The sequence below is a fragment of the Enterococcus sp. DIV1537a genome (assembly GCF_051712085.1).
In the GTDB taxonomy this organism is placed as follows: Bacteria; Bacillota; Bacilli; order Lactobacillales; family Enterococcaceae; genus Enterococcus; species Enterococcus faecalis.
Genome location: NZ_JBIOOE010000001.1, coordinates 753,480 through 775,476, shown reverse-complemented (window position 1 = coordinate 775,476; position 21,997 = coordinate 753,480). Strand labels below are relative to the sequence as shown.

At 36.8% G+C, this 21,997-nt stretch carries 29 protein-coding genes, 1 tRNA gene, 2 pseudogenes and 1 other annotated feature; of the genes and pseudogenes, 7 read left to right on the top strand and 25 right to left on the bottom strand.

The window, feature by feature from the left end; genetic code table 11:
• The first annotated feature begins 115 nt into the window (after positions 1 to 115).
• On the top strand, positions 116 to 931 hold the full coding sequence (locus IGJ41_RS03890; RefSeq protein ID WP_153853827.1) for a metallophosphoesterase: 816 nt from the start codon (positions 116 to 118) through the stop codon (positions 929 to 931).
• Between the two features lie 70 nt (positions 932 to 1,001).
• On the opposite strand, the gene psiE is transcribed toward IGJ41_RS03890, so the two are convergent.
• From psiE to rplU, 4 genes are all read right to left on the bottom strand, one after another.
• Positions 1,002 to 1,454, bottom strand: a complete 453-nt coding sequence (psiE, locus tag IGJ41_RS03885; protein ID WP_002355869.1) for a phosphate-starvation-inducible protein PsiE — start codon at positions 1,452 to 1,454, stop codon at positions 1,002 to 1,004.
• A gap of 197 nt (positions 1,455 to 1,651) precedes the next feature.
• Complete coding sequence (gene rpmA, locus IGJ41_RS03880) at positions 1,652 to 1,939, bottom strand: 50S ribosomal protein L27 (protein WP_002355868.1); 288 nt, start codon at positions 1,937 to 1,939, stop codon at positions 1,652 to 1,654.
• Positions 1,940 to 1,951: 12 nt separating this feature from the next.
• A complete protein-coding gene (locus IGJ41_RS03875) occupies positions 1,952 to 2,296 on the bottom strand; it encodes a ribosomal-processing cysteine protease Prp (RefSeq protein ID WP_002355867.1) in 345 nt (114 codons plus the stop codon).
• Between the two features lie 32 nt (positions 2,297 to 2,328).
• Positions 2,329 to 2,637 carry a 50S ribosomal protein L21 gene (rplU, locus tag IGJ41_RS03870; RefSeq protein WP_002355866.1) on the bottom strand — a complete coding sequence of 103 codons (309 nt, stop codon included), beginning with the start codon at positions 2,635 to 2,637 and terminating at the stop codon, positions 2,329 to 2,331.
• Between the two features lie 19 nt (positions 2,638 to 2,656).
• Positions 2,657 to 2,732 (bottom strand) — a sequence feature (ribosomal protein L21 leader region).
• A gap of 172 nt (positions 2,733 to 2,904) precedes the next feature.
• Here rplU and IGJ41_RS03865 point away from each other — a divergent pair.
• Positions 2,905 to 2,978 (top strand) — tRNA-Arg (locus IGJ41_RS03865).
• Between the two features lie 48 nt (positions 2,979 to 3,026).
• Here the strand turns inward: IGJ41_RS03865 and IGJ41_RS03860 are convergent.
• From IGJ41_RS03860 to IGJ41_RS03785, 16 genes and pseudogenes are all read right to left on the bottom strand, one after another.
• Positions 3,027 to 3,332, bottom strand: a complete 306-nt coding sequence (locus IGJ41_RS03860; RefSeq protein WP_002409071.1) for a hypothetical protein — start codon at positions 3,330 to 3,332, stop codon at positions 3,027 to 3,029.
• Between the two features lie 7 nt (positions 3,333 to 3,339).
• Positions 3,340 to 3,624: a hypothetical protein gene (locus tag IGJ41_RS03855; RefSeq protein ID WP_010824481.1), complete on the bottom strand. Its 285-nt coding sequence runs from the start codon at positions 3,622 to 3,624 to the stop codon at positions 3,340 to 3,342.
• Between the two features lie 19 nt (positions 3,625 to 3,643).
• A complete protein-coding gene (locus IGJ41_RS03850; protein WP_131750727.1) occupies positions 3,644 to 5,200 on the bottom strand; it encodes a cutinase family protein in 1,557 nt (518 codons plus the stop codon).
• Between the two features lie 12 nt (positions 5,201 to 5,212).
• Entirely contained in the window at positions 5,213 to 5,578 is a 366-nt protein-coding gene (locus IGJ41_RS03845; protein WP_025190693.1) for a hypothetical protein, read from the bottom strand.
• A 78-nt stretch (positions 5,579 to 5,656) separates the two neighbouring features.
• A complete protein-coding gene (locus IGJ41_RS03840) occupies positions 5,657 to 5,941 on the bottom strand; it encodes a hypothetical protein (RefSeq protein ID WP_131750728.1) in 285 nt (94 codons plus the stop codon).
• 24 nt (positions 5,942 to 5,965) lie between these two features.
• Complete coding sequence (locus tag IGJ41_RS03835; RefSeq protein WP_289855416.1) at positions 5,966 to 6,364, bottom strand: hypothetical protein; 399 nt, start codon at positions 6,362 to 6,364, stop codon at positions 5,966 to 5,968.
• Between the two features lie 81 nt (positions 6,365 to 6,445).
• A pseudogene (locus tag IGJ41_RS03830) lies at positions 6,446 to 6,723 on the bottom strand (hypothetical protein); the annotation flags it as partial.
• Positions 6,710 to 7,111 (bottom strand): hypothetical protein, encoded by a 402-nt coding sequence (locus tag IGJ41_RS03825; protein WP_142956775.1) that lies wholly within the window; start codon positions 7,109 to 7,111, stop codon positions 6,710 to 6,712. The gene IGJ41_RS03825 and the pseudogene IGJ41_RS03830, both read right to left, overlap by 14 nt.
• Positions 7,112 to 7,192: 81 nt before the next feature.
• A pseudogene (locus IGJ41_RS03820) lies at positions 7,193 to 7,469 on the bottom strand (hypothetical protein); the annotation flags it as partial.
• Complete coding sequence (locus IGJ41_RS03815) at positions 7,462 to 7,872, bottom strand: hypothetical protein (protein ID WP_202564535.1); 411 nt, start codon at positions 7,870 to 7,872, stop codon at positions 7,462 to 7,464. The pseudogene IGJ41_RS03820 and the gene IGJ41_RS03815, both read right to left, overlap by 8 nt.
• 67 nt (positions 7,873 to 7,939) lie before the next feature.
• Positions 7,940 to 8,158: a hypothetical protein gene (locus tag IGJ41_RS03810; protein WP_080113477.1), complete on the bottom strand. Its 219-nt coding sequence runs from the start codon at positions 8,156 to 8,158 to the stop codon at positions 7,940 to 7,942.
• Positions 8,142 to 8,543: a hypothetical protein gene (locus IGJ41_RS03805; RefSeq protein ID WP_252671989.1), complete on the bottom strand. Its 402-nt coding sequence runs from the start codon at positions 8,541 to 8,543 to the stop codon at positions 8,142 to 8,144. The genes IGJ41_RS03810 and IGJ41_RS03805 overlap by 17 nt, the downstream gene beginning before the upstream one ends.
• A gap of 306 nt (positions 8,544 to 8,849) precedes the next feature.
• Positions 8,850 to 9,281: a VOC family protein gene (locus IGJ41_RS03800; RefSeq protein ID WP_002355856.1), complete on the bottom strand. Its 432-nt coding sequence runs from the start codon at positions 9,279 to 9,281 to the stop codon at positions 8,850 to 8,852.
• A 144-nt stretch (positions 9,282 to 9,425) separates the two neighbouring features.
• A complete protein-coding gene (locus IGJ41_RS03795; RefSeq protein ID WP_002355855.1) occupies positions 9,426 to 9,743 on the bottom strand; it encodes a nucleotide pyrophosphohydrolase in 318 nt (105 codons plus the stop codon).
• A complete protein-coding gene (locus IGJ41_RS03790) occupies positions 9,736 to 10,035 on the bottom strand; it encodes a hypothetical protein (protein WP_002395680.1) in 300 nt (99 codons plus the stop codon). The genes IGJ41_RS03795 and IGJ41_RS03790 overlap by 8 nt, the downstream gene beginning before the upstream one ends.
• Positions 10,016 to 10,978, bottom strand: a complete 963-nt coding sequence (locus IGJ41_RS03785; protein ID WP_010712106.1) for a helix-turn-helix domain-containing protein — start codon at positions 10,976 to 10,978, stop codon at positions 10,016 to 10,018. Before IGJ41_RS03785 ends, IGJ41_RS03790 begins: the two co-directional genes overlap by 20 nt.
• Before the next feature lie 126 nt (positions 10,979 to 11,104).
• Here IGJ41_RS03785 and proC point away from each other — a divergent pair, with 126 nt between their 5' ends.
• Positions 11,105 to 11,920 (top strand): pyrroline-5-carboxylate reductase, encoded by an 816-nt coding sequence (proC, locus tag IGJ41_RS03780; protein WP_153853824.1) that lies wholly within the window; start codon positions 11,105 to 11,107, stop codon positions 11,918 to 11,920.
• Positions 11,921 to 11,979: 59 nt separating this feature from the next.
• Here proC and mapP read toward each other — a convergent pair whose 3' ends face one another.
• Positions 11,980 to 12,804 (bottom strand): maltose 6'-phosphate phosphatase, encoded by an 825-nt coding sequence (mapP, locus tag IGJ41_RS03775; protein WP_153853823.1) that lies wholly within the window; start codon positions 12,802 to 12,804, stop codon positions 11,980 to 11,982.
• 214 nt (positions 12,805 to 13,018) lie between these two features.
• The gene (locus IGJ41_RS03770) at positions 13,019 to 15,187 is read right to left on the bottom strand and encodes a PTS transporter subunit IIBC (RefSeq protein ID WP_438713905.1); all 2,169 of its coding nucleotides are present in this window, start codon (positions 15,185 to 15,187) and stop codon (positions 13,019 to 13,021) included.
• 280 nt (positions 15,188 to 15,467) lie between these two features.
• Between IGJ41_RS03770 and IGJ41_RS03765 the strand changes: the two genes are divergently transcribed.
• Genes IGJ41_RS03765 through bopD form a run of 4 tightly spaced genes read left to right on the top strand, consistent with a single transcriptional unit; the run spans position 15,468 to position 20,454 of the window.
• Complete coding sequence (locus tag IGJ41_RS03765) at positions 15,468 to 17,762, top strand: glycoside hydrolase family 65 protein (RefSeq protein ID WP_438713903.1); 2,295 nt, start codon at positions 15,468 to 15,470, stop codon at positions 17,760 to 17,762.
• Positions 17,755 to 18,423 carry a beta-phosphoglucomutase gene (pgmB, locus tag IGJ41_RS03760; protein ID WP_002355844.1) on the top strand — a complete coding sequence of 223 codons (669 nt, stop codon included), beginning with the start codon at positions 17,755 to 17,757 and terminating at the stop codon, positions 18,421 to 18,423. Before IGJ41_RS03765 ends, pgmB begins: the two co-directional genes overlap by 8 nt.
• A complete protein-coding gene (locus IGJ41_RS03755) occupies positions 18,413 to 19,420 on the top strand; it encodes an aldose epimerase family protein (RefSeq protein ID WP_002383376.1) in 1,008 nt (335 codons plus the stop codon). Before pgmB ends, IGJ41_RS03755 begins: the two co-directional genes overlap by 11 nt.
• Before the next feature lie 23 nt (positions 19,421 to 19,443).
• On the top strand, positions 19,444 to 20,454 hold the full coding sequence (gene bopD / locus IGJ41_RS03750; RefSeq protein ID WP_002358859.1) for a LacI family transcriptional regulator BopD: 1,011 nt from the start codon (positions 19,444 to 19,446) through the stop codon (positions 20,452 to 20,454).
• Between the two features lie 73 nt (positions 20,455 to 20,527).
• Here the strand turns inward: bopD and IGJ41_RS03745 are convergent, their stop codons facing one another.
• From IGJ41_RS03745 to tsaE, 3 genes are all read right to left on the bottom strand, one after another.
• Positions 20,528 to 20,737 carry a hypothetical protein gene (locus IGJ41_RS03745; RefSeq protein ID WP_002355840.1) on the bottom strand — a complete coding sequence of 70 codons (210 nt, stop codon included), beginning with the start codon at positions 20,735 to 20,737 and terminating at the stop codon, positions 20,528 to 20,530.
• Positions 20,738 to 20,906: 169 nt separating this feature from the next.
• Positions 20,907 to 21,428 carry a GNAT family N-acetyltransferase gene (locus tag IGJ41_RS03740; protein WP_002383374.1) on the bottom strand — a complete coding sequence of 174 codons (522 nt, stop codon included), beginning with the start codon at positions 21,426 to 21,428 and terminating at the stop codon, positions 20,907 to 20,909.
• On the bottom strand, positions 21,421 to 21,915 hold the full coding sequence (tsaE, locus tag IGJ41_RS03735) for a tRNA (adenosine(37)-N6)-threonylcarbamoyltransferase complex ATPase subunit type 1 TsaE (RefSeq protein WP_025189182.1): 495 nt from the start codon (positions 21,913 to 21,915) through the stop codon (positions 21,421 to 21,423). The genes IGJ41_RS03740 and tsaE overlap by 8 nt, the downstream gene beginning before the upstream one ends.
• Positions 21,916 to 21,997 lie beyond the last annotated feature (82 nt).

Below are 21,997 nucleotides of genomic sequence, written 5' to 3'. Positions count from 1 at the left end.
AAGCATGAATCACCAAAAAACTTCATCGAGAAAGTTTACTGAAAATTTTACCTTTCCTTATTTTTTGCTTAACACTTTTGTAGTAAACTAATTTAGCGACTTCAAGGAGGAAATTATGAACGTTTATTTATTTCTGGCACTATTTTTCATTATTATCGGCATTTTAAGCTATAGTTTTTTTATTGAACCTAACTGCTTAGTCATACACAAAAATCAAATTAAAGTAACAGAATCAGGGAAAACCTTACGGATTGTTCAACTCTCTGATATTCATTTAAAAAAGAATTATTCTGTGAAATCCTTAAAACAGATTGTTGAAAAAACAAATACATTACAACCAGACATAGTCGTTTTTACAGGAGACTTATTTGATGATTATGCCCGTTTCGGTATCGAAATTCAGGATGAAGTGATTCAACTTTTCCGTAAAATTAACGCCCCTTATGGCAAATTCGCTATTTATGGCAACCACGAGTATAGCGGGTTAGATACCAATTTTTACGAAACAATCTTAGAAGCTGCCGACTTTACCGTACTAAAAAACACGGGCAAATTACTGCCTGTCTCACACCACATCTCCTTGTACGTCGCTGGTTTAGAAGATTCGTTATATGGACAAACCGACTTAGCTGCAGCTTTAGTCAACCGCCCTACTGGAACGCCCACTCTGCTACTAACCCATGAGCCAGATGTCGCAGACTCAGCAGTCAACAAAAACATTGACCTCATTTTAGCAGGACATAGTCACGGCGGACAGATTCGCTTGCCTTTTTTCACTTACAAAAATCAGCTTGCTAAAAAATATACACATGGGCTTTATCATTTAGAAGATGAAACGCCGCTAATTGTTCACCCAGGAATCGGAACCACTAAAATCAGCGCACGCTTTGGTGTCTTACCAACGATTGAACTGATTGAGTTAACTATTTAACTATGCATTAAAAAGACCGCCCCACGTTAGAGAAAAATTCTCACGTTGGACGGTCTTTGATTATGTTCGATTAATGATGAAAATCTTGCTCGTGATCTTCTTCTACTTTCGCTTTTCCTAGCGTATAAAATTTGCTGCCATTTAACCCGAGAATAAATAGCACAACCACTAGTAAAAGAATTGATAAAGATAACAATAAGGTCTGCAAGCCATCGCCATGTGCAACCATTAATTGACGTAAAATTGCGGTTAAACAAATTAAAATCAAATAACGAATCGGAATATGGTGTCCTTCTTGAATATAGCGAAGAATCATCATAATAAACTCAAATAACATAAAGAATGAAATAATTTCTTGCATGATAACTGAAAAATTATCCGGCGTCATTGGCTTCATGAGATATGTAGCGAGGTCAACTAAATAACTAGCCATAAATACTAATAAGAAAACTCCTAAAATCCCTAATACAATATCCAAAATCAAATTCACGTACTTCTTTACTACACTAAAATTCTTCTGCATAATACCCTTCTTTCTTTTGACTCAATTATTTTATAACATGCTTGTTATTACATTAAATATATCATCAATTAACCTTGTCAGACAAGCAGTTAAACCCAATGTGAGATTTTTTTTATTTTAAGATCTTCCTCTATTTCCGTCTAACCCTTTAACAAGACAAAAAAAGCTGAATCCGCAGATTCAGCTTTTTAATCATATTAGTTAGCTACTGGATAAACTGATACTTGTTTTTTGTCGCGGCCTTTACGTTCGAAACGTACCACACCGTCAACTTTTGCAAATAACGTATCGTCGCCACCGATTCCAACGTTCACACCTGGATAAATTTTAGTTCCGCGTTGACGGTATAAAATTGAACCACCTGTAACTGTTTGGCCATCAGCACTTTTAGCGCCTAATCGTTTAGATTCAGAGTCACGGCCGTTTGATGTAGAACCGCCACCTTTTTTATGGGCAAATAATTGTAAATTCATAGTCAATAACATAGTCTGCACCTCCTATTTCTCAGTGATTGTTTTTATTTGAATAAATTCAGTATTTTCGTTCTCTATTGATTGTAAACCTAATAAAAGATTTTCTAATAGAATTTGGGCAATATTTTTTTGTTCCTGATTGACAGTTGTTAACATCTCGACATAAAGGTAGCCACCTTCTACATCATCAACTTCGACAATCGGTTCAAAACCTGCTAAGGCATCAATCCCATTGACTGTGCTAATTGCTAAGGCAGAAACTGCCGCGCAAACCACATCGCTGCCATAAGGACCTGCTTCAGCATGCCCGGTTAATTCGAATGAAACGATTCGGCCGGAGCCTGTTCGTTTAAAAGAACCTTTAATCATTGATAGGCCTTCTTTCCTGTCAACAAGAGAGATTAAGCGTTGATTGCTTCGATCATAACTTTTGTATACGGTTGACGGTGACCTTGTTTACGGTGAGAGTGTTTTTTAGGTTTGTATTGGAAAGTCACGACTTTCTTTTGTTTGCCGTGTTTTTCAACAGTTCCTTCAACAGTTGCGCCTGCAACAGTTGGCGCACCAACTTTTGTAGATTCGCCACCTACTAAGATAACTTCGTCAAAAACAACTTTCTCGCCAGCCTCAACGTTTAATTTTTCAACGTAGATTGCTTGACCTACTTCAACTTTCACTTGTTTACCACCAGTTTTGATAATTGCGTACATGCTATACAGCACCTCCTTCTTCTAGACTTAGACTCGCCATCCCAAGTGATGATTACTCATGCTTAAAAACTTGTTCTGTGCGGTTGTAGCTGTGGAGACCACAATTACAACACTAACTATAATAACAGAACCAGAAAACCTCGTCAATATAAACTCTCTATTTTCTTCACTTTCTCTCTCCAAAAAAACTTCTTCTGTTATTTAAATTTCCGATTGACTTTCTAACACTACTTCCATTATAATTAGCTTTGTTGTGTTACAACTATTGTCATAGTAGCTCAGCAGGATAGAGCATCCGCCTTCTAAGCGGACGGTCGGGGGTTCGAATCCCTCCTGTGACGTAACAGACTGACAAAGACAGCGTTACCTTTAGAGGTGACGCTGTTTTTTTAGAGTTTATCCAATTCTTTTCGATATGTCCTCGTCCATTCACGTTCTTTTTCCTCTAATTGTTGTCTATAACGATTTCCTTCTTGACGTATCAAGTGATCACTTTGTTCCATTGCATGGTAAAATTGCTGTTTGTGCCATTGATCATTTTTCGTTAAATAATTGACTTTATCTACCAATTGTCCAGTTTCTCTTCTAAAGTTTACTAATTGATTACTCAGCACTTCTTGTTGGCGGTGAATTTTATTTTTTTCTTCATAATATTGTTCTTCTAAATATTGCCGTTTTCTTCGCTGTTCCTCCATTTGTCGGTCACTCTCCCTTGACAGGTGTTTTTAAATTTGGTCTCTGGCTTCCTTTTAAAAATTTTTCTGCTGATTCTGCACTTTTCCCCTGCAAAGCTCCGTTCAAGGCATTAGGTAGGGCACTATTTGTTTGTTGAAACATGGCTTCTGAAAGTTCTTTCAAACTTGCGGTTGTGTTTTGTTTGGTTGTAGCAATTCGTGTTTTTTTAGCAGTAATTACTGTCTGGATTGCTACTCGTTCACGAGCTTTTTGTTCTACTTCTAATTTTTCTTGAAATTCTCTTTCATCCATAGGAAAACCCTTTCATTTATTATTTTTGAAATAAACTACTTCTTGCTTGTTGATCGTATGCTTGAATATTTTCAGCAACAGTTGTTAATTTTCCGCTAAAATCAGTTAATTTTTGCTTGTATTGCTTGGCTTGGTTGCTAGTATTTGTTGCTTCAGCGCTATCCCAAAGACGACTTTTTTCGTAAGGAGCAATCATTGCTTGAACTTCTGCATAGGATAGATACTGTCGGATACTCATTGCACTTTCACGAATTTCCTTTGAAACTGTCTGGACTTCATCTTCTGCTTCTTGGAGGATATTTTTCACAAGTAGTTCGTATTCTTTTCCAGCTTGCTGAGCTTGTTTTGCAACTAGTTCTGCTAATTCACTACGTAATTCAATCTTTTGACTACCTGAAGCACTGGCTAAACTTTTCTGAATACGACTCACTTTCCCTTGCCATTGGCTGGCAATTTTTGCTTCGTGAATGATTTTTTCATATTCTTTGATGATTTTCTGGCGATTTTCTTCAGATAGCAGACTTAACAAAAATTGGAGACTGTTTTTAGCCAAGGATTCACCTGAAGCACCCATGATTTTCCCTAAATATTTATCAATAAGTTTGGAAACTTTTACTCCTGCCGCAAAAATATAGCCATGTTCCTTTAGATTGGCTTCTTTGGGCGTACCATCAGGATTTAATTGATACTGACCAAAATCATGACTAGAACCGTATTTGTCCGTCAGATCAAAAGTAGTGGTGAACGTTTTCGGTAATAGATAATGCACCCGACCAATTTCATCTACCCCTTTTTTATTTCGATTCAACATGGAGACAATATCAAACGCATTCACATAATAATCGATTTTCCCTTGTTCTTCTAATTGTTGAATATTTTCCTGAGCTTGTTGAGACATTTTATTAATGCTTTCTCGCGCATCAGGCCCTTGAAACAATACTACTTTATCAATTTTAGCGAGATCTGCTTGGGGGAGATTGGCCACCGCTTGAATAGAAATCATGGTTCCTAAAGAATGACCTGTAATCGACATAGTCGCATTAGGGGCTTTAGCACTCATCTCCATTATCTTTTGATGCATGGCTTCATTGGCTAATTTTGCTTGAGGCAAATAGGCATTGAATAATGTAAAGGATCCATTATTATTGACCCAGTCATTCAAATTATTCCCTGACCAACCTTTTTTCACGTCCATTGAAACGCCGTCACTACCGCGAGTGGTAAAATATGTATGCTGCGTTTTTGGACTCAAGGTCGGCGTATCTGTTACATAATAAGAATTATAACCAGCTTTCTCATCTGTTAATAACCCTTTTTTATAAACCTTTTCCCTACCTACCCAGTTTTTTTCTTTGATTGTTTTTACAGTGTTGTCGGGTTGGAGGTAGACAGTACTGGCGTCATTTCCGTGGGCGTCTTTGGCGTTGGGAAAATGGAATGTAGCATATTTTTTTATTTCCATTTCTTTCAATTGATTATCGTCAAGTTTAGCTAACGATTTAGACTGAGGTCGCCCTTTATACGAAGCTTGGGATAAATTGGCATAAACATTATAATAATTTGCTAAATCACTCATATATATTCTCCTTTAATTTATGTTACTAATTTTCTTAGGATCTCTCACATTGTCTACAAAAATATTAATCCAAAAACCATTTATTTTTATATTTCTTCCGTCATAAATATTGGTTTTAATTGTTAAAAATTCTTTTGTAAATGCCATGCCTTTATCTGATTTAACCGTATTCCAAAGGTACTCAACACTGGACACTTTATCTAACTCTGATTGTTTAATATAATCCGTCATTTCCTCTTCATGCTTTTTCAAAAAAGCAATTTGTCTTTCTTTTTCTATTGGTTCGTTCATTTTTTTCACTCCAATCGTGCCGATTATGGCTATTGCTATTATTGTTGCGATTAATATACTAAATTTTATTCGCTTTTTATTTTTCACTTTTTCACCTCCTTATTATGTATGGGGAATAGTTGCTATGTGATTTTTTCTATTTTGATTGTTTTTGATTGACTTTTCCTATGTTAATAACCCTTTTTTATAAACCGTTTCCCTACCTACCCAGTTTTTTTCTTTGATTGTTTTTACAGTGTTGTCGGGTTGGAGATAGACAGTACTGGCGTCATTTCCATGGGCGTCTTTGGCGTTGGGGAAATGGAATGTAGCATGCTTTTTGGTTTCTATTTCTTTTTTCTTTTCAGGTGTTAATCGGTCATGAGGAAAAGAGTATTTTTGAGGTCTTCCATTATAAGCTCCTTGAGCTAAATCGGCATAGATATTAAAATATTCCTTTAAATTAGCCATTGTTGTCACTACTTACTTAAATATTTAGTATCTTTCAAAATTTAATATTTTTGTCGGCTTCTTTAATGAGTCAACATCAATTAACAGTTCAAAGATTTCTGTATCATTATACAAACCAGTAATATCAATCGTATAAACTTCATAAGGAATTCCACCTGCATCTCGTTGATACGTACTGTAGTTTTCATAGTCAAAACTCACTTTTTTTACTTCAGGTTGTCCTTTTTTATTTTCTGAAGTAATATAGAATTTCTGAGATTTAATGTACTCCGTCATTTCTTCTTCATGCTCTTTCAAAAAAGCAATTTGTTTTTCTTTTTCTGTTGGTTCGTTCATTTTTTTCACTCCAATCGTGCCGATTATGGCTATTGCTATTATTGTTGCGATTAATATACCAAATTTTATCCGCTTTTTGTTTTTCACTTTTTCACCTCCTTATTATGTATGGGGAAGAGTTACTATGTGATTTTTTCGATTTTGATTATTTTTGATTGACTTTTCCTATGTTAATAACCCTTTTTTATAAACTGTTTCCCCTACCTACCCAGTTTTTTTCTTTGATTTTTTTTTACAGTGTTGTCGGGTTGGAGGTAGACAGTACTGGCGTCATTTCCGTGGGCGTCTTTGACGTTGGGAAAATGGAATTTGACAGATCTTCCTTCCTCAAACCTTATTCTCTGTTTCTTTGTAAGAAAATCATTGCTAAAATTTATAGGTCTCTTAATATATGAAGCTTCTGATAAACTCACATACAAATTATAATAATTATCAAGATTTTTCATGGATAGCTTCTCCTTGTTTCCAATTTACTAAAAATAGTCCTTTTATTTCATCCAGTTTTTTTACATCTACGTCAATCACTAGAGAATAGGTATCTGTTTCTAAATCATCTTTACTTTTTATTTCAACACGTAATGATAGATTTTCTTTTGTAAATACGCTACTAGATGACTTTTCTGTAGTATCCCAAAGATAATTTATATTCTTAATATTTGATGATTTCGATTTTACATACTTTGTCATTTCTTCTTCATGCTCTTTTAAAAAAGCAATTTGTCTTTCTTTTTCTGTTGGTTCGTTCATTTTTTTCACTCCAATCGTTCCGATTATGGCTATTGCTATTATTGTTGCGATTAACACACCGAATTTTATTTGCTTTTTATTTTTCACTTTTTCACCTCCTTAATATGTATGGGGAAGAGTTACTATGTGATTTTTTCGATTTTGATTATTTTTGATTGACTTTTCCTATGTTAATAACCCTTTTTTATAAACCGTTTCCCTACCTACCCAGTTTTTTTCTTTGATTTTTTTTTACAGTGTTGTCGGGTTGGAGGTAGACAGTACTGGCGTCATTTCCGTGGGCGTCTTTGGCGTTGGAGAAGGTGAATGGAACTGATTGATTTTTATCTAATTTTTTACTCTCTTTTTGCAAAAGTGATTTGTAAGGAAATGGTCTCGGTCGACCTGTATAAGTACTTTGAGATAAATTTGCATATATATTAAAAGTATTTTTTAAATCAATCATTTATATCCTCCTGAATCGAAGAATAGATTGGGTCATTTAAAACTGTTAACCCGTCTATTTTTTCTAGTTTTTTCACATCAGTTTTAATTCTTAAAACATATCCTTGATTGTTATAAACTGACTCAGAACTATCACTAATATCAAATTTAATAGTCAAGACTGGTTTAGAAAAGGCACTACTAGTATCTACTGTCACTGTATCCCAATCAAATACTACTTGTTCATCTTGAACACTGTATTCCTTAATATACTCCGTCATTTCTTCTTCATACTCCTTCAAAAAAGCAATTTTTCTTTCTTTTTCTGTTGGTTCGTTCATTTTCTTCACTCCAATCGTGCCGATTATAGCTATTACTATTACTGCGATTAAGATACCAAATTTTATTCGCTTTTTATTTTTCACTTTTTCACCTCCTTAATATGTATGGGGAAGAGTTACTATGTGATTTTTCTATTTTGATTGACTTTTCCTAGTTGTTGGGGCAGAGGTAGACAATTCCATTATTGGGGAGATTTTGACCTCCTTTAGTTAATTTCCCACTAATCTTCTTATCTTTTGAAAAGTCAAATTCCCTTTCTGTTTTCATCTTTTGATAATTAGGGAACGGATTAGGTCGGTTATTATAAGAACTTTCTGCCAAGTTAGCATAGATATTATTGAAATTCTCTAAATTACTCAAAAATCTCACCCCCAATATACAAAGAACTTAGCAAGCCTACCGTATCTAGCTTAGGCATTTTTTTAGTATCAAGAGCAAAGCTTACTATAAAATTAGATTCTTTTATATTATTAAATCCTCCTTTAATAGTAAGTAAATTCCCAGCTCCTATAGGTGTCCCGTTACCAATAGTTCCAACCTCTACACTTTCCCAATCATATTGAACACTGTAAATCTTTGAATTTTGAGATTTTACATACTCCGTCATTTCTTCTTCATGCTTTTTCAAAAAAGCAATTTGTTTTTCTTTTTCTGTTGGTTCGTTCATTTTTTTCACTCCAATCGTGCCGATTATGGCTATTGCTATTATTGTTGCGATTAATATACCAAATTTTATTCGCTTTCTGTTTTTCATTCATTTAGTCTCCCTTTGTATCTACATACAAGAATTAATCTTTCGCTTTCTCCTTTTATTCCATTGATTTATCAAGATTTTTACAGCCAGTTTTTCTTTGTTTACAGTTTATCAAAAATCAATCTGGCATTTTCTCAATTTTTTTAACGTTAGATTAATTATTAGAGAATATTGCTGTATTTCTATGACACACTAACTTTCTATCTCCAATTTTTTACTGTCTTGTTGATCACTACAGGATCATTGGTATTTTACTTCTATTGTAAAATAAAAAAAGTGGTACTCATCTCTGAGCACCACTCCTTACTACATTTCTTTTTCTAAAATTTCTGTTCGCTCTTCAAAATTTAGTTCTTGGTTAATTTGATGTACCATCCACATGTAACCAAATGGATCAACAAATAACGAATTTTGAATAGCTCCTTCCATCATTTCTGTAACTGGTTGCATCTCAATGCACTTATTCGCTAAGGCTTTTTTATGAGTTTGCACAATATCTGCTACCGTTATATTAAACCAGATAGTATTGGGATGTTCTGAATCTGGTGCTTTTAAACCAAATTCTTCATTAGCATCTAACATATGGAACCGAGTATCATATAAGTTAAACACTACTTCATTCCTTCCAACAGGATACTTTGTCGCTTCAACTACATGAACCTCAAAGATTTCTTTATATAAAGCTAATGCCTTTAAACTATCACTAACAATAAAATCAATTTCTGTGCCTGTAATCATTGATTGTTCCTCCTTAAAATTTTTTGCAGCAGAAAGCTACTTTTTATTTCTGTTTTCCGCAAACCCTTCAGAATTTCTTAATACTGGCTATTTTCCACTTCGTTATTCTTTTTTAGAAGTTCTTCGATTCATTTGTTTCAACACTTATTTTTCTGGCACTGGATATTTCACCGCATTTTTCTTCAACTTTTCTTCGATAATTTCGTCCAAATCAAACCCTAAATTATCAGCCATCATGTAGGAGTAAATGAGAACATCAGCCAATTCTTCTTTGATTCGTTCTTCTTGTTTGATGCCTTCTTCTGCTGTTTTCCATTGAAAAAGTTCTAACAATTCTGCTGCTTCTAAACAAATTGAGAGTGCCAAATCTTTTTCATTATGGTGGGGGCGCCAATTTCTTTCATCTCGAAATTGATTAATTTTTGCCATTGTATCCATCTGTTTCCCTGCTTTCTTATTCATTTGATGGCAACTGAAACCCATCGAACGTTTCACCATCATAGTATTTTAATAACTGTTCTGTAGACAATAACGAGGAAGTTATTTCTTCCTCTTCAACAACTGCTTGATTCTCTTCTCTATACAACAAATAAGCCTGTAAAAGCTGTTGGTAAAGTTTTTTTCGTGAAGAGGCTTCCGCTGAAAGAAACGTTAATTCTTTTAAGTGTCCGCGATAGACAGGCAAATCATCAACGAATTCGATTGGTAATTCTACTACAGTTAACTGAAATTCTTCAAAGATTTCTTCGTACATCTGCCATTCCTTCTTTCTGTCGATATTGTTTTGGGGTCATGCCCATTTCTTCTTTAAAACGTTTATAAAAAAAGGCTTTGTCTTGATAGCCGATTCGTTCAACAATCGTTTGAATCGATAAATCTGTTTGCTTCAAGTAGTTTTTCGCCAATTGGATTCGGTAGGCTAAGACAATTTCCGTAAACGTTTTGTTTGTTTTTTCTTTTAAAAAATTCGATAAGTAATTCGGATGAAAATGAAATTTAGCGGCGACTTCTGCTAAAGTGACATGTGCAATCTGTTGCTCAATATACGCTAAAATCACCTCAACACGTTGATGATTCGACAAATAATTATCTTGCATCTTTAAAGCTTCTCTAGGCAGTTGACCTAGTTCCACCATCAGCAAAACAAAGGCCGCTTTGGTCACTTTATTATTAAAATAGGCCATTTTCACAATTTGTTTCAGTAATAATAGCGAATAGACGTGAACATCCGAATTTGGCTGGCTGGCAAAAACGAAATATCGAGGAATGTTTTCAAATTCACTGCTAGCAATTTCTGTAAAAAAACGATACATGACTGGCTCTTCCGCCAGCTGATTTAAGAGCGTATCAAGAAAATAGTGCTTTTTAAAATAAAATATAATCATAGACATTCCTTGCCCCTGATAGCTAACAGAGGTGGCCTCATTGACAATCATGACTTGGCCAGCCGAAAACGAACACCTTTGTTGATCCAAATAAGCATTGCCATCTTGCTCTAAACAATAGAGCATCCGAATAAATCCTTTCGGAACGTCAATGGTTTCCGAAGATGCCAGCATAAAGCCCGCAATTTCTCGATGCGGATTTCCCTTAAATTGCGCTACTTCATTCTCAAGAGCATTGGTAGTGGTTAAATAGCAATCTAAGGTCTCTAAAAACTGATAAAATGCTGCATATTGCTCTTCTTTGCTTGCCAATTAATCACCTCATAATCCAACACTTTTTACTTTACTCCCTCTATTTTTTTCTTTGGCGTTTCCTTCTATACTAGATACATGGTAACACGAAAAAAGAGATTCAACAGTTTTTAGGAGGAATTTTTTATGAAAATTAGTTTTATCGGTGCTGGAAATATGGCATCCGCCATTGCCAAAGGTGCGCTAAAAAAGCAATTTATTGCCGCAGAAAACCTTTATTTTTATGATATTCAAGTCGAAAAAACCGCCGTTTTTACAAAAGAAATTGGTGCACACGCGGTTGCTTCACCACAAGAAGCTATTGCAGTAGCTGACTTAGTTATTTTAGCGGTGAAACCGCAATTCGTTCAAGCAGCTTTACTTGAAGCAAAAGAAGCAATTTTAGACAAGCAACCGTTAATTGTTTCCATTGCAGCAGGTACGACTATTGCAGAATTGTATCAACTGTTTGAGACTACCCAACCGCTTCGTCTTGTTCGTGTGATGCCCAATATGAATGCATTGATTGGCGCAGGTGCAGCAGCTATTTGTGGCAACGTTTTTGCATCCCCTGAAGACATCCAGACTGTTTTATCGTTGTTTCGAGCAGTTGGCCAAGCCTGGGAATTAGAGGAACAGTATTTTTCGATTTTTACTGCTATTGCAGGTAGCACTCCTGCGTATGCTTTCTTATTTATTGATTCGATTGCCCGAGCAGCCGTTAAAAATGGTATGAACAAAGAGTTAGCCTTAGAAATTGCCACACAAGCTGTACTAGGCAGCGCTCAAACTTTGGCAAATAGTACAGAGAATCCTTGGACTTTAATCGACCAGGTCAGTTCTCCTGGTGGAACCACGGTTGCTGGGATTGTCGAATTAGAAAACAATGCGTTTATTTCAACAGTCATCAAAGGGATTGAGGCCACCATCCTTCGGGATCAAGAATTAGCCAAACAAGACTGAGAAGAATAGTTACATGAGCGAATAAATAAGAAAAAGCGCTGAAAATTCAGCGCTTTTTCTTATTTTAGTTGAATGAGTAAGCCAAAATGATCACTGACTATCGGTGTTTTCCTACCATCAAAAATTACTTCATATTTTCGTACGTGCCACTGTTTTGGAACAAATGCGTAGTCAATCCGCAAGGCTGCTTCATTTTCTTCCCAACCATCTATTTTTTTCTCTACTGTTGCTTCACCGCTTGTCTCTTCCGCTACAACAAATGCATCTTGAATCGGCAAGTAACTATTTTCCACTAATTGATAGCCAGTTGTACCAGCTGGATTGTTTAAATCGCCTAAAATGACTAACGGTTGTTGCCCCATCGCTAAGTATTTCTCTAATTGTAGCCATTCATAGGCAAAACCTGTACAGGGTGTTTCCCACCAAGAAAAGTGACTAGAGACAACAGTAAGCGGACCTTTTGAACTCTCTGTCTCCGCTACTAAGATTTTTCTTGTTCGATAATTCGTTGGTTCTTGGCTTTCTGAAATAAGGAGAGCTTCACTAGTCAACGGACATTTCGAAAGTAGTGCGTTTCCTTCTTCATAAATAGCATAACCAATGTGGCTCATTTCCCAACTCCAATAATAGTGTTGGCCTTTTTCAGCTAGATATTGAACGATTAGATATGCAAAATTATCTTCATGGATCGGTGTTTGGGTCGCCACGGGACAAAAAGTAGTTAACTGTTCTAACGGCACTTTCTTGGAAGCGACTTTCTGATTCACTTCTTGTAAGGCAATTATTTCACTTTCAGAAGATAAAATCACCTTGGCAATCTCCTCTAATTTTTTTAACGGTTCTTCTTCTAACCAGCTATGAGTATTGATTGTTAAAAGATTCATCTTTTCCCCTTCTCTTACATGTTATTAGGTCTGTGAGTGGGACAAAAATCACTTTGGATTTTTGCTTCACGCGCAAAACCTGATAAACGGCGGGAACAGAACCAACTCCTTCGGAAATAAGCCGAAATTATCCAAAAATTAAAAAGCAATTTCCGGAAATTCCTTCTTATTTCTCGGAGTTAAACGGTTCTGTCCCGACCTCATACCTAATCATTTAAATTTCAATCTGTCCGATCACAGTTCCCGCAGTGGTAGTTCCTAGTTGATTAATAACTACTTGTTCCACTTTGTCGCTGTTTGTAAAGGCGACAATAATCGTTGTTTCTTTGCCAGCTTGTTCAATCACATCCAAATTCATTTTAGCTAGTTTCGTCCCAGCTTTCAATGATTGTCCTTCTTTAACAAAAGATTCAAAAGCAGGTGTTGCCATTTCAACTGTATCAATTCCCATATGGACAAGTACTTCAATACCTTCTTCTGTTTGTAGCCCAATCGCATGTTTACTTGGGAAAACACTTAGGACTTTCCCCGAAATTGGTGCCACCACCTCTCCTTCTAGAGGCTTAACTGCAAATCCATCCCCCATCATTTTTTGTGAAAAGACAGGATCATTGACTTGCGCCATTGGAATAACTTCCCCTGTCGCCACAGCCACGAAATCTTTTTTCTTGCCTAAGAAATTCGTCGTTGGCACTCCTGCTGTACTTTCTGCTATAACTGGTTCTGGAATGTCAACGCCGGAAGCTAGTAAATCTTCAATATCGGATTTTAAAACATCGGCTTTTGGTCCATAAACGGCTTGAACGCCATTATCTTTCACAATCAAGCCCATTGCACCTGCCCGTTTCCACGCCTCTTCCGAACCGACTTTTTCTCGATCCTTTACACTGACACGTAAGCGTGTCATACACGCATCAACTTCTTTGATATTTTGTTTACCACCAAGTAAGTAGACAATTTGCGCGATTTGCTGATCGACGACGCCTGAACCATCCGCGCCAGATGCGATTTCTTCACCGTTCTCATTGTCATAGTTTCCATTTCTTCCAGGTGTTGCGTAATTAAATTTTTTAATTAAGAAATTCGCTAAGAAATAAGTGACAACACCAAAAATGATGACCATTAAAACAAAATTGATTAAATCGCCACCTAAACCAGCTTTTATCGCTAGCGGTGTTCTTGTTAACAATTCAATATTTCCAAACGAATGCACACGCAATGGTAAAATATCAGCCATTGCAAAAGCAGCACCTTGGATCACGGCATAAATCACATAAAGCGGCACTGCAGCAAACATAAACATGAATTCTAGCGGCTCTGTCACACCAGTTAAGAAAACAGCTAAAGCAGCAGAAAAATACATTGATTTATATTTAGCTTTTTTATCTGCATCGACATTACGATACATCGCCAAAGCCATCCCCATTAAAATTCCTGAAGAACCAATCATTTGGCCTACTTTGAATCGAGCTGGTGTCCAATTTTCTAAGACAAACTGATACTTGCTCATATCACCGGCACCTTTAAGATTCACTAAGTCTGTTGCCCAAGCCAACCATAAAGGGTCTTGACCAAAGACTTGGGTTCCAGCTTGTGCGCCAGATAAAATTTCATACGTTCCACCTAATTGTGTATAGTTGATTGGAATCGTCAACATATGATGTAACCCAAAAGGTAATAACAAACGTTCCAACGTTCCATATAAGAATGGCGCTAAAATAGGTGCACTGTCTTGAGATTGCGCAATCCATAACCCAAAATTATTAATTCCCGCTTGAATATTTGGCCAAATAAGTGCTAATGCAATTGAGACAATTGTTGACCACAAAATAACGACAAATGGGACAAACCGTTTACCATTAAAAAATGATAGCGCATCTGGTAATTTCCGATAATTGTAATATTTGTTGTAAGCCATCGCACCGACAAAACCAGCAATAATCCCTACAAAGACACCCATATTTAATGCTGGGGCTTCTAAGACACTTGTAAAGAATCCCTTCACCATAATCTTGGTGCCAAATAAGGTATGCGTGAAAGCTTGTTCATCAGCCAACATTTCATTTGTTACACCAAAAATGGCTCCAGTAATACGGTTGATTAAAACAAAAGAAATCCCCGCTGCAAATGCTCCACCTGCACGATCTTTGGCCCAACTGCCACCTATTGCTAACGCAAATAGTAAATGTAAGTTGCCAATAATTGCCCAACCGATACTCTCTAGAACTCCGCCTGTTGTTACTAACAAGCCTAAATTAGGATCGATTAAAGGAAGCGATTTCCCAATACTAATCATTAAACCCGCTGCGGGCATTACTGCCACAACGACCATTAAAGCTTTCCCGAATTTTTGCCAAAACTCAAAACTAAACATTTTTTTCATTCTTGCCACTCCTTACGCAATCGGTTTCGTTATGTTGCCATTATATACTCATGTTTCCTTTTTGTAAATGCTTTAATTTCAAAAATATTGTGGAAAACAACTCCCTACTACTTAATCCTTTTTTATTTTGTCTTTTAATAAAGCAAATAAAGCTCCTTCCATCCTACCTTTGTTTCAGCTTTTATTCATAAGATTGCACTTTTTAAGCATTGACTATTGACTAATGCAATCGGTTGCGTTTATGATAGACCTATCAATAAAATCACTGAGGGGGATTCTCATGAAACAAATCAAACGTTTATTCCAAATTGATCCTTGGAAAATCCGTACTACACACTTAGATAAAGAAAATTTACGTTTACAAGAATCATTAACGAGCATTGGCAATGGCTATATGGGGATGCGGGGAAATTTTGAAGAACACTATTCTGGCGACCATCACCAAGGAACCTATTTAGCAGGTGTTTGGTATCCAGACAAAACACGTGTCGGTTGGTGGAAAAATGGTTATCCTGAATATTTCGGCAAAGTGATTAACGCAATTAATTTCATCGCAATGGACTTACAAATTGATGGACAAACAATTGATTTAGCCACTACACCTTACGAAGATTTTTCTTTAGAATTAGACATGCAAAATGGGGTCCTTTCTCGGCAATTCACCATCCAAACACCGAAGAACAAAGTGCGCTTCTCTTTTGAACGTTTTTTAAGCTTAGAAAAAAAAGAGGCAGCTTACATCCACTTAACAATTGAAATGCTGGAAGGTACAGGCACAATCACTCTTCATTCAAAATTGGATAGCGATGTTCAAAATGAAGACAGCAATTATGAAGAACATTTTTGGGAAGAAATAGCTATTGAAACACAAGAAACACTTGGCTTTGTTACGACTAAGACCATTCCTAACAACTTTGAAATAGAGCGTTTTACAGTGACTGCAGGCATGCGCCATTTCATCGATGGAGCCTCTGTTGTGCCTACATATACACAACAGCGCTTGGCTTTAACCGCAGAATTGACGGTGTCTTTAAACGAAGGCGAAACGACCGCCATCACAAAAGAAGTGCTTGTCGTTACCAGTCGTGATGTGCCAGAAACGCAACAAATCACACGAGTAAACGAATTATTTGCAGAAATGACTATCTTGTATCCTGAAGCAAAAGCTGGGCAAGCTGCCGCTTGGGCAAAACGTTGGCAATTAGCTGATGTTGTTATTGAAGGAGATGACGAAGCCCAACAAGGCATTCGTTTTAATCTTTTCCAACTTTTCTCAACCTACTATGGCGAAGACGATCGTTTAAATATCGGACCAAAAGGCTTTACAGGCGAAAAATATGGCGGTGCCACATACTGGGATACCGAAGCATATGCTGTCCCACTTTACTTGGCGTTAGCTAAGCCCGAAGTTACTAAAAATCTACTGAAATATCGCCACAATCAATTGCCTCAAGCCATTCATAACGCCCAACAACAAGGGTTAAAGGGTGCCCTTTATCCAATGGTTACTTTTACTGGTGTGGAATGTCATAACGAATGGGAAATCACTTTTGAAGAGATTCACAGAAATGGTGCGATTGCTTATGCGATTTATAATTATGTCAACTATACAGGAGACGAAGATTATCTAAAAGATGCTGGTCTAGAAGTACTTGTGGCAATCGCTCGTTTTTGGGCAGATCGGGTCCATTTCTCCCAACGTCATAAACAATATATGATTCATGGTGTAACAGGGCCAAATGAATATGAAAATAATATCAACAATAACTGGTATACCAATACAATTGCTGCGTGGGTTCTACGTTACACCCGTGAGTCTTATTTAAAATTCCAAGAAGAAACAACGCTCAAAATTGCAGACGACGAATTAGCTAAATGGGCAGACATTGTAGAAAATATGTACTTCCCAGTGGATAATGAATTAGGCATTTTTGTACAACATGACACTTTCTTAGATAAAGATTTAATGCCTGTTTCTGATTTACCACTTAGTGAGCTGCCTTTAAATCAACATTGGTCATGGGATAAAATTTTGCGGTCTTGTTTCATTAAACAAGCCGATGTTCTTCAAGGAATTTATTTCTTCAATGACGCCTTTTCTTTAGAAGAAAAACGCCAGAACTTTAATTTTTACGAACCAATGACTGTCCATGAATCTTCCCTTTCACCAAGCATTCATGCTGTGTTAGCTGCTGAATTAGGCATGGAAGAAAAAGCAGTGGAAATGTATCAACGAACAGCGCGCCTTGACTTAGATAATTACAATAATGATACAGAAGATGGCTTACACATTACCTCAATGACTGGTAGTTGGCTAGCGATTGTGCAAGGTTTTGCCCAAATGAAAACGGACCATCAGCAACTAAAATTTGCACCCTTTTTACCAGCGACATGGACAGCCTACTCATTCCACATTAATTATCGGAATCGTTTACTATTTGTTGAAGTTGCAGCAGACCAAGTGGCCTTCACTTTACTCGACGGCCCTGCAATTCCATTAACTGTTTACGATCAAAAATACACATTAAAAGATCGATTAGTTTTACCGATCAGAAAGGAAGAAGTTCATGTTTAAAGGCGTTTTGTTTGATTTAGATGGCGTTATTACTGATACAGCAGAATTTCATTACCACGCTTGGAAAAAATTAGGAAACGAAATTGGAATTTCCATTGACCGTGTTTTCAACGAACAATTGAAAGGTGTAAGCCGTGAAGATTCTCTGCAGTTACTGTTAAAATACGGAAAAAAAGAAGGCACGTTTTCTTCTGAAGAATTTGCCCAGTTAGCGCAACGGAAAAACGATTATTACTTGGAAATGATCCAAGCAATTACGCCTGAAGATGTCTATCCAGGAATTCTTTCTTTATTAACGGAATTACGTGAAGCCAATATTAAAATCGCCTTGGCTTCTGCAAGTAAAAATGGGCCTTTCCTTTTAGAAAAAATGCAATTGACGCCCCTTTTTGATGCCATTGCTAATCCAGCAGACGTTCAGGCAGGCAAACCCGCTCCAGATATTTTCATTTTAGCTGCGAAAGAAATTGATTTGACACCAGCAGAATGTCTTGGCATTGAAGATGCCAAAGCTGGGATTCAAGCGATTCTTGCTAGTGGAGCGCAGCCTGTTGGCGTTGGCCGCAAAGAAGAGTTAGGCGAAGGGTTGCCCATCGTGCCAGAGACGAGCGCTTTAACGTTTGATTACTTAAAAAAAGTGTGGCTTGATCATGAAGGATAATCGTATCACCGTAACCGGTATTCCAAACACAAACTTAAAAAAAATTACTTTGAAGAACGACTTTTTAGAAGTCGTTCTTCTCAATTATGGCGCGCGCCTACATCAACTTTTGATGCCAAACAAAAATAATCATTGGGAAAATATCCTTTTATCGTATGATTCGTATCAAGATGTATTAAAGGATCAAAGCTTTTTTGGCGCCACTGTTGGACCAGTTGCTGGACGTATTCGTAATGGCCATTGGCAAAATGGAATATTAGAACAAAATAGCGACGGTCATCATATCCATGGTGGCTCAAAGGGGTGGTCTTTTCAATATTGGACAGTCGAGCCCTTTGAAAAAAAGGATATCATCGGCGTTGCTTTTCATTTAACCGACACCCTTTCTGGCTATCCCGGACCAATTGAGGCCACCATCACCTACCAGCTAGAGGATAATCATTTACGAATGATCAGTACTGGACGGAGTAAACAGGAAACACTTTTTAATCCTACAAACCACGCCTACTTTAATTTATCTGGCAATGGAAAGTTAGACATTCTGTCACATTTGCTATCTTTGAACTGTCAAGGTATGTTAGAATTAGACGATAATAAGCTGCCTACTGGACGGATTTTACCAGCTTCTGAACTATCCATACGTTTTAATGAACTGACACCTATCGAAACAATCCTCCAACGCTATCCAACTGGGTTAGATGATGTTTTCCCCTTAGTTGGCTCTGACTTAAGACAGCCACAATTATGCTTACAAGAACCTACTTCTGGAAGAAAAATGACGATAGCAACAACGAACCAAAGTATGGTATTATTTTCTACGACTGGTTTTGAGGCTCCTTTTTCTATTAATGGACAAGCGATGCATTCAAACTATGGCTTAGCAATTGAACCTCAAGAGTATCCAGACATTGTTCATCATCCTCAGTGGGGCTCTATTTTATTACCAGCCAATAAAAAGCAAACCTACCAAACGGTTTATCAATTTAACCTTCTATAATCACTAAGAAAGGCGTGGCAAAAATGGCAATTACAGTAAAAGATGTCGCTAAGAAAGCGGGGGTTGCAACTTCAACCGTTTCGCGTGTCATTAACGATCATCCAAGTATTTCTGAATCGACAAAAAAGAAAGTGCGAAAAGTCATGGATGACTTAGGCTATGTGCCAAATATGACGGCACGGAATTTGGGTAAACGAATTTCAAGTGCCATTGGCGTAATTTTACCTCCTTTAGATTCGAAAGAACGGTTAGGGAATCCATTTTATTTAGAAATTATGGAAGCCATCAACGAGGAAGCCCGTCTTTACGATATGACTACTGCTATTGCAACTGCCAAAAGTTTTGATGTACTATTGGAAAACGTTAAAAGAATGCATCTTCAAAAACAAGTGGACGGTTTTATTCTTGTGTATTCAGATAGTAAGGACCCCGTCATTGATTACTTATACGAAAACAACATTCCCTTTACTTTAATCGGTCAACCTTACCAACATGAAACGGAAATAGTTTACGTGGATAATGATAATCAATTATTAGGGAAACAAGCGACAGAATTTTTAATTGAAAACGGCCATAAAAATATTTTATTTGTGACCAATACAACGCATGAAAGTTTGTACTTTGAACGTTACTTTGGTTATCAAAAAGCAATGATGATGCAAGGATTAACTGTTTTACCAAGCGTTGCGTTAGAAAAACCTGAAGATTACATGGCTTTCGATGACATTCTTCATCAAAATAATGCCACGGCGTTGGTGGTGATTGATGATATCTTTGCTTTGCGGACGATGCAACTTGCGCAAATCTATGGTTATCAAGTTCCTGAAACGTTATCCATTATTAGTTTTAACAACTCAATCTTTTCAACATTGACACATCCTTATCTAACAAGCATTGACATCGACACGTCAGAATTAGGTCGAATGGCGATGAAAAAATTATATGAATTAATCCATGAAGAATTGACGAATGGTGTCCGTCTCGTTATTCCTCACAAATTAATTAAGCGTGAAACAGTTATTCCTATTCATTAAAAAAGAAGCGTAAGCAGTTTGACACTGCTTACGCTTCTTTCTATGTGTACGCTCTTATTCGTATGTATTACTTTTATAAAATAACTTTTTGCGAAATTTTTTTCCAAAACGTTTCTTCTTTTGCATCAAATTGAGCTGGTTCCCCGTCAGACAATTTTTCATTTAATAATGATAATTTTTCTTGATGTTTTGCATACTCATCTTTTTTTATTAGCTCTAAACGATACGCACGATCCAAAATCGACTCTCGATAGTTAACATTCATTTTCGTCGCCTTCGCCATTTCTTACATTCCTTCCCAAAATAAATTTTCATTTTTTCGTTAAATTCTTCTATAATTATAACAAAAATATCAGAAAAATAAATATGAAACAAACGATAATTGCGAAAATTTTGTTTTTTCATGCAATTATCGTTCGATTATTTAAGAAATTAAAATTATTAACCAATAATTAATCAATCAGCAAACGCATTAAATGAACATCTAAAAATTCACCTTGGTCTGTTTTGGCGCCTCGAGGCATAATTGCTTCTGTTTCAAACCCTAATTTTTTATAGACGTGAATCGCTCGTTGATTGCGATCCTGTACCGTTAATTCCAAGCGACGAATAACATGACTTTCATGCGCCCAGCGAATAAGTTCTTCCATCAGGATACTGCCCAGTCCATAGCCCCAGTACTCTTTTAAAATACTAATGCCAATTTCACCAATATGCTCCATCCGCTTTTTAGAAGAAGCAGACACAGAAGCGGTCCCAATGATCGCTTTTCCCGCTAATGCCACCAATAAAACATTATTTGGTGATTCATAGAGTGTTGCTAGATTTTCAGCCAATTCTGTTGTCGACATGGCCATTCCTCGCTCATCCATTACCAAATAGGGCGTTTCACTCCCAATTTTTGACATCACAGATAGTAATTGATCCGCATCAGTAGGCACTGCTTCTCGAATAGAAAATGTTTGTTCAGTCATATTCGCGAGCCTCCCACACTTGTAGAATCTCTGCTATTCTTTCTTCTGCCAACGGGCCAGTTCCGCGGAATTCAAGAACTCTCTTGTCAGCTTCTTGAGAATCTTTATTTAAAATAATTTCTAAATAATCTTCTGGCAATTCTTCTTCAATCAAGCTGCCCCATTCTACAACGGATAGCCCATCTCCTTCAAAATACTCATCTAACCCTAATTCATCCGCACCCTCTTCAACACGGTAAACATCCATATGGTATAACGGAAGTCGTCCTTGTGGATATTCGCGGATAATCGTATAGGTGGGACTTTTAATCATTTGGGAAATGCCTAATCCTAAAGCAATCCCTTTCGTCATTGTCGTCTTACCGGCCCCTAAATCACCAGTCAGGACAATTACATCACCAGCTTGTGCCTTTTGTCCAATGATTTTAGCAATTGCTTCTGTTTCCAATGGATTGTTCAGGACAATGTTCATTTTTTTGCCTCCCATCTGCAAGAATCTATGTATGAAAGTATACCGAAAATTCAATAAGTTGACTAGTGGCAGCTTCAAAAAAATAAAGTTGAGGCCC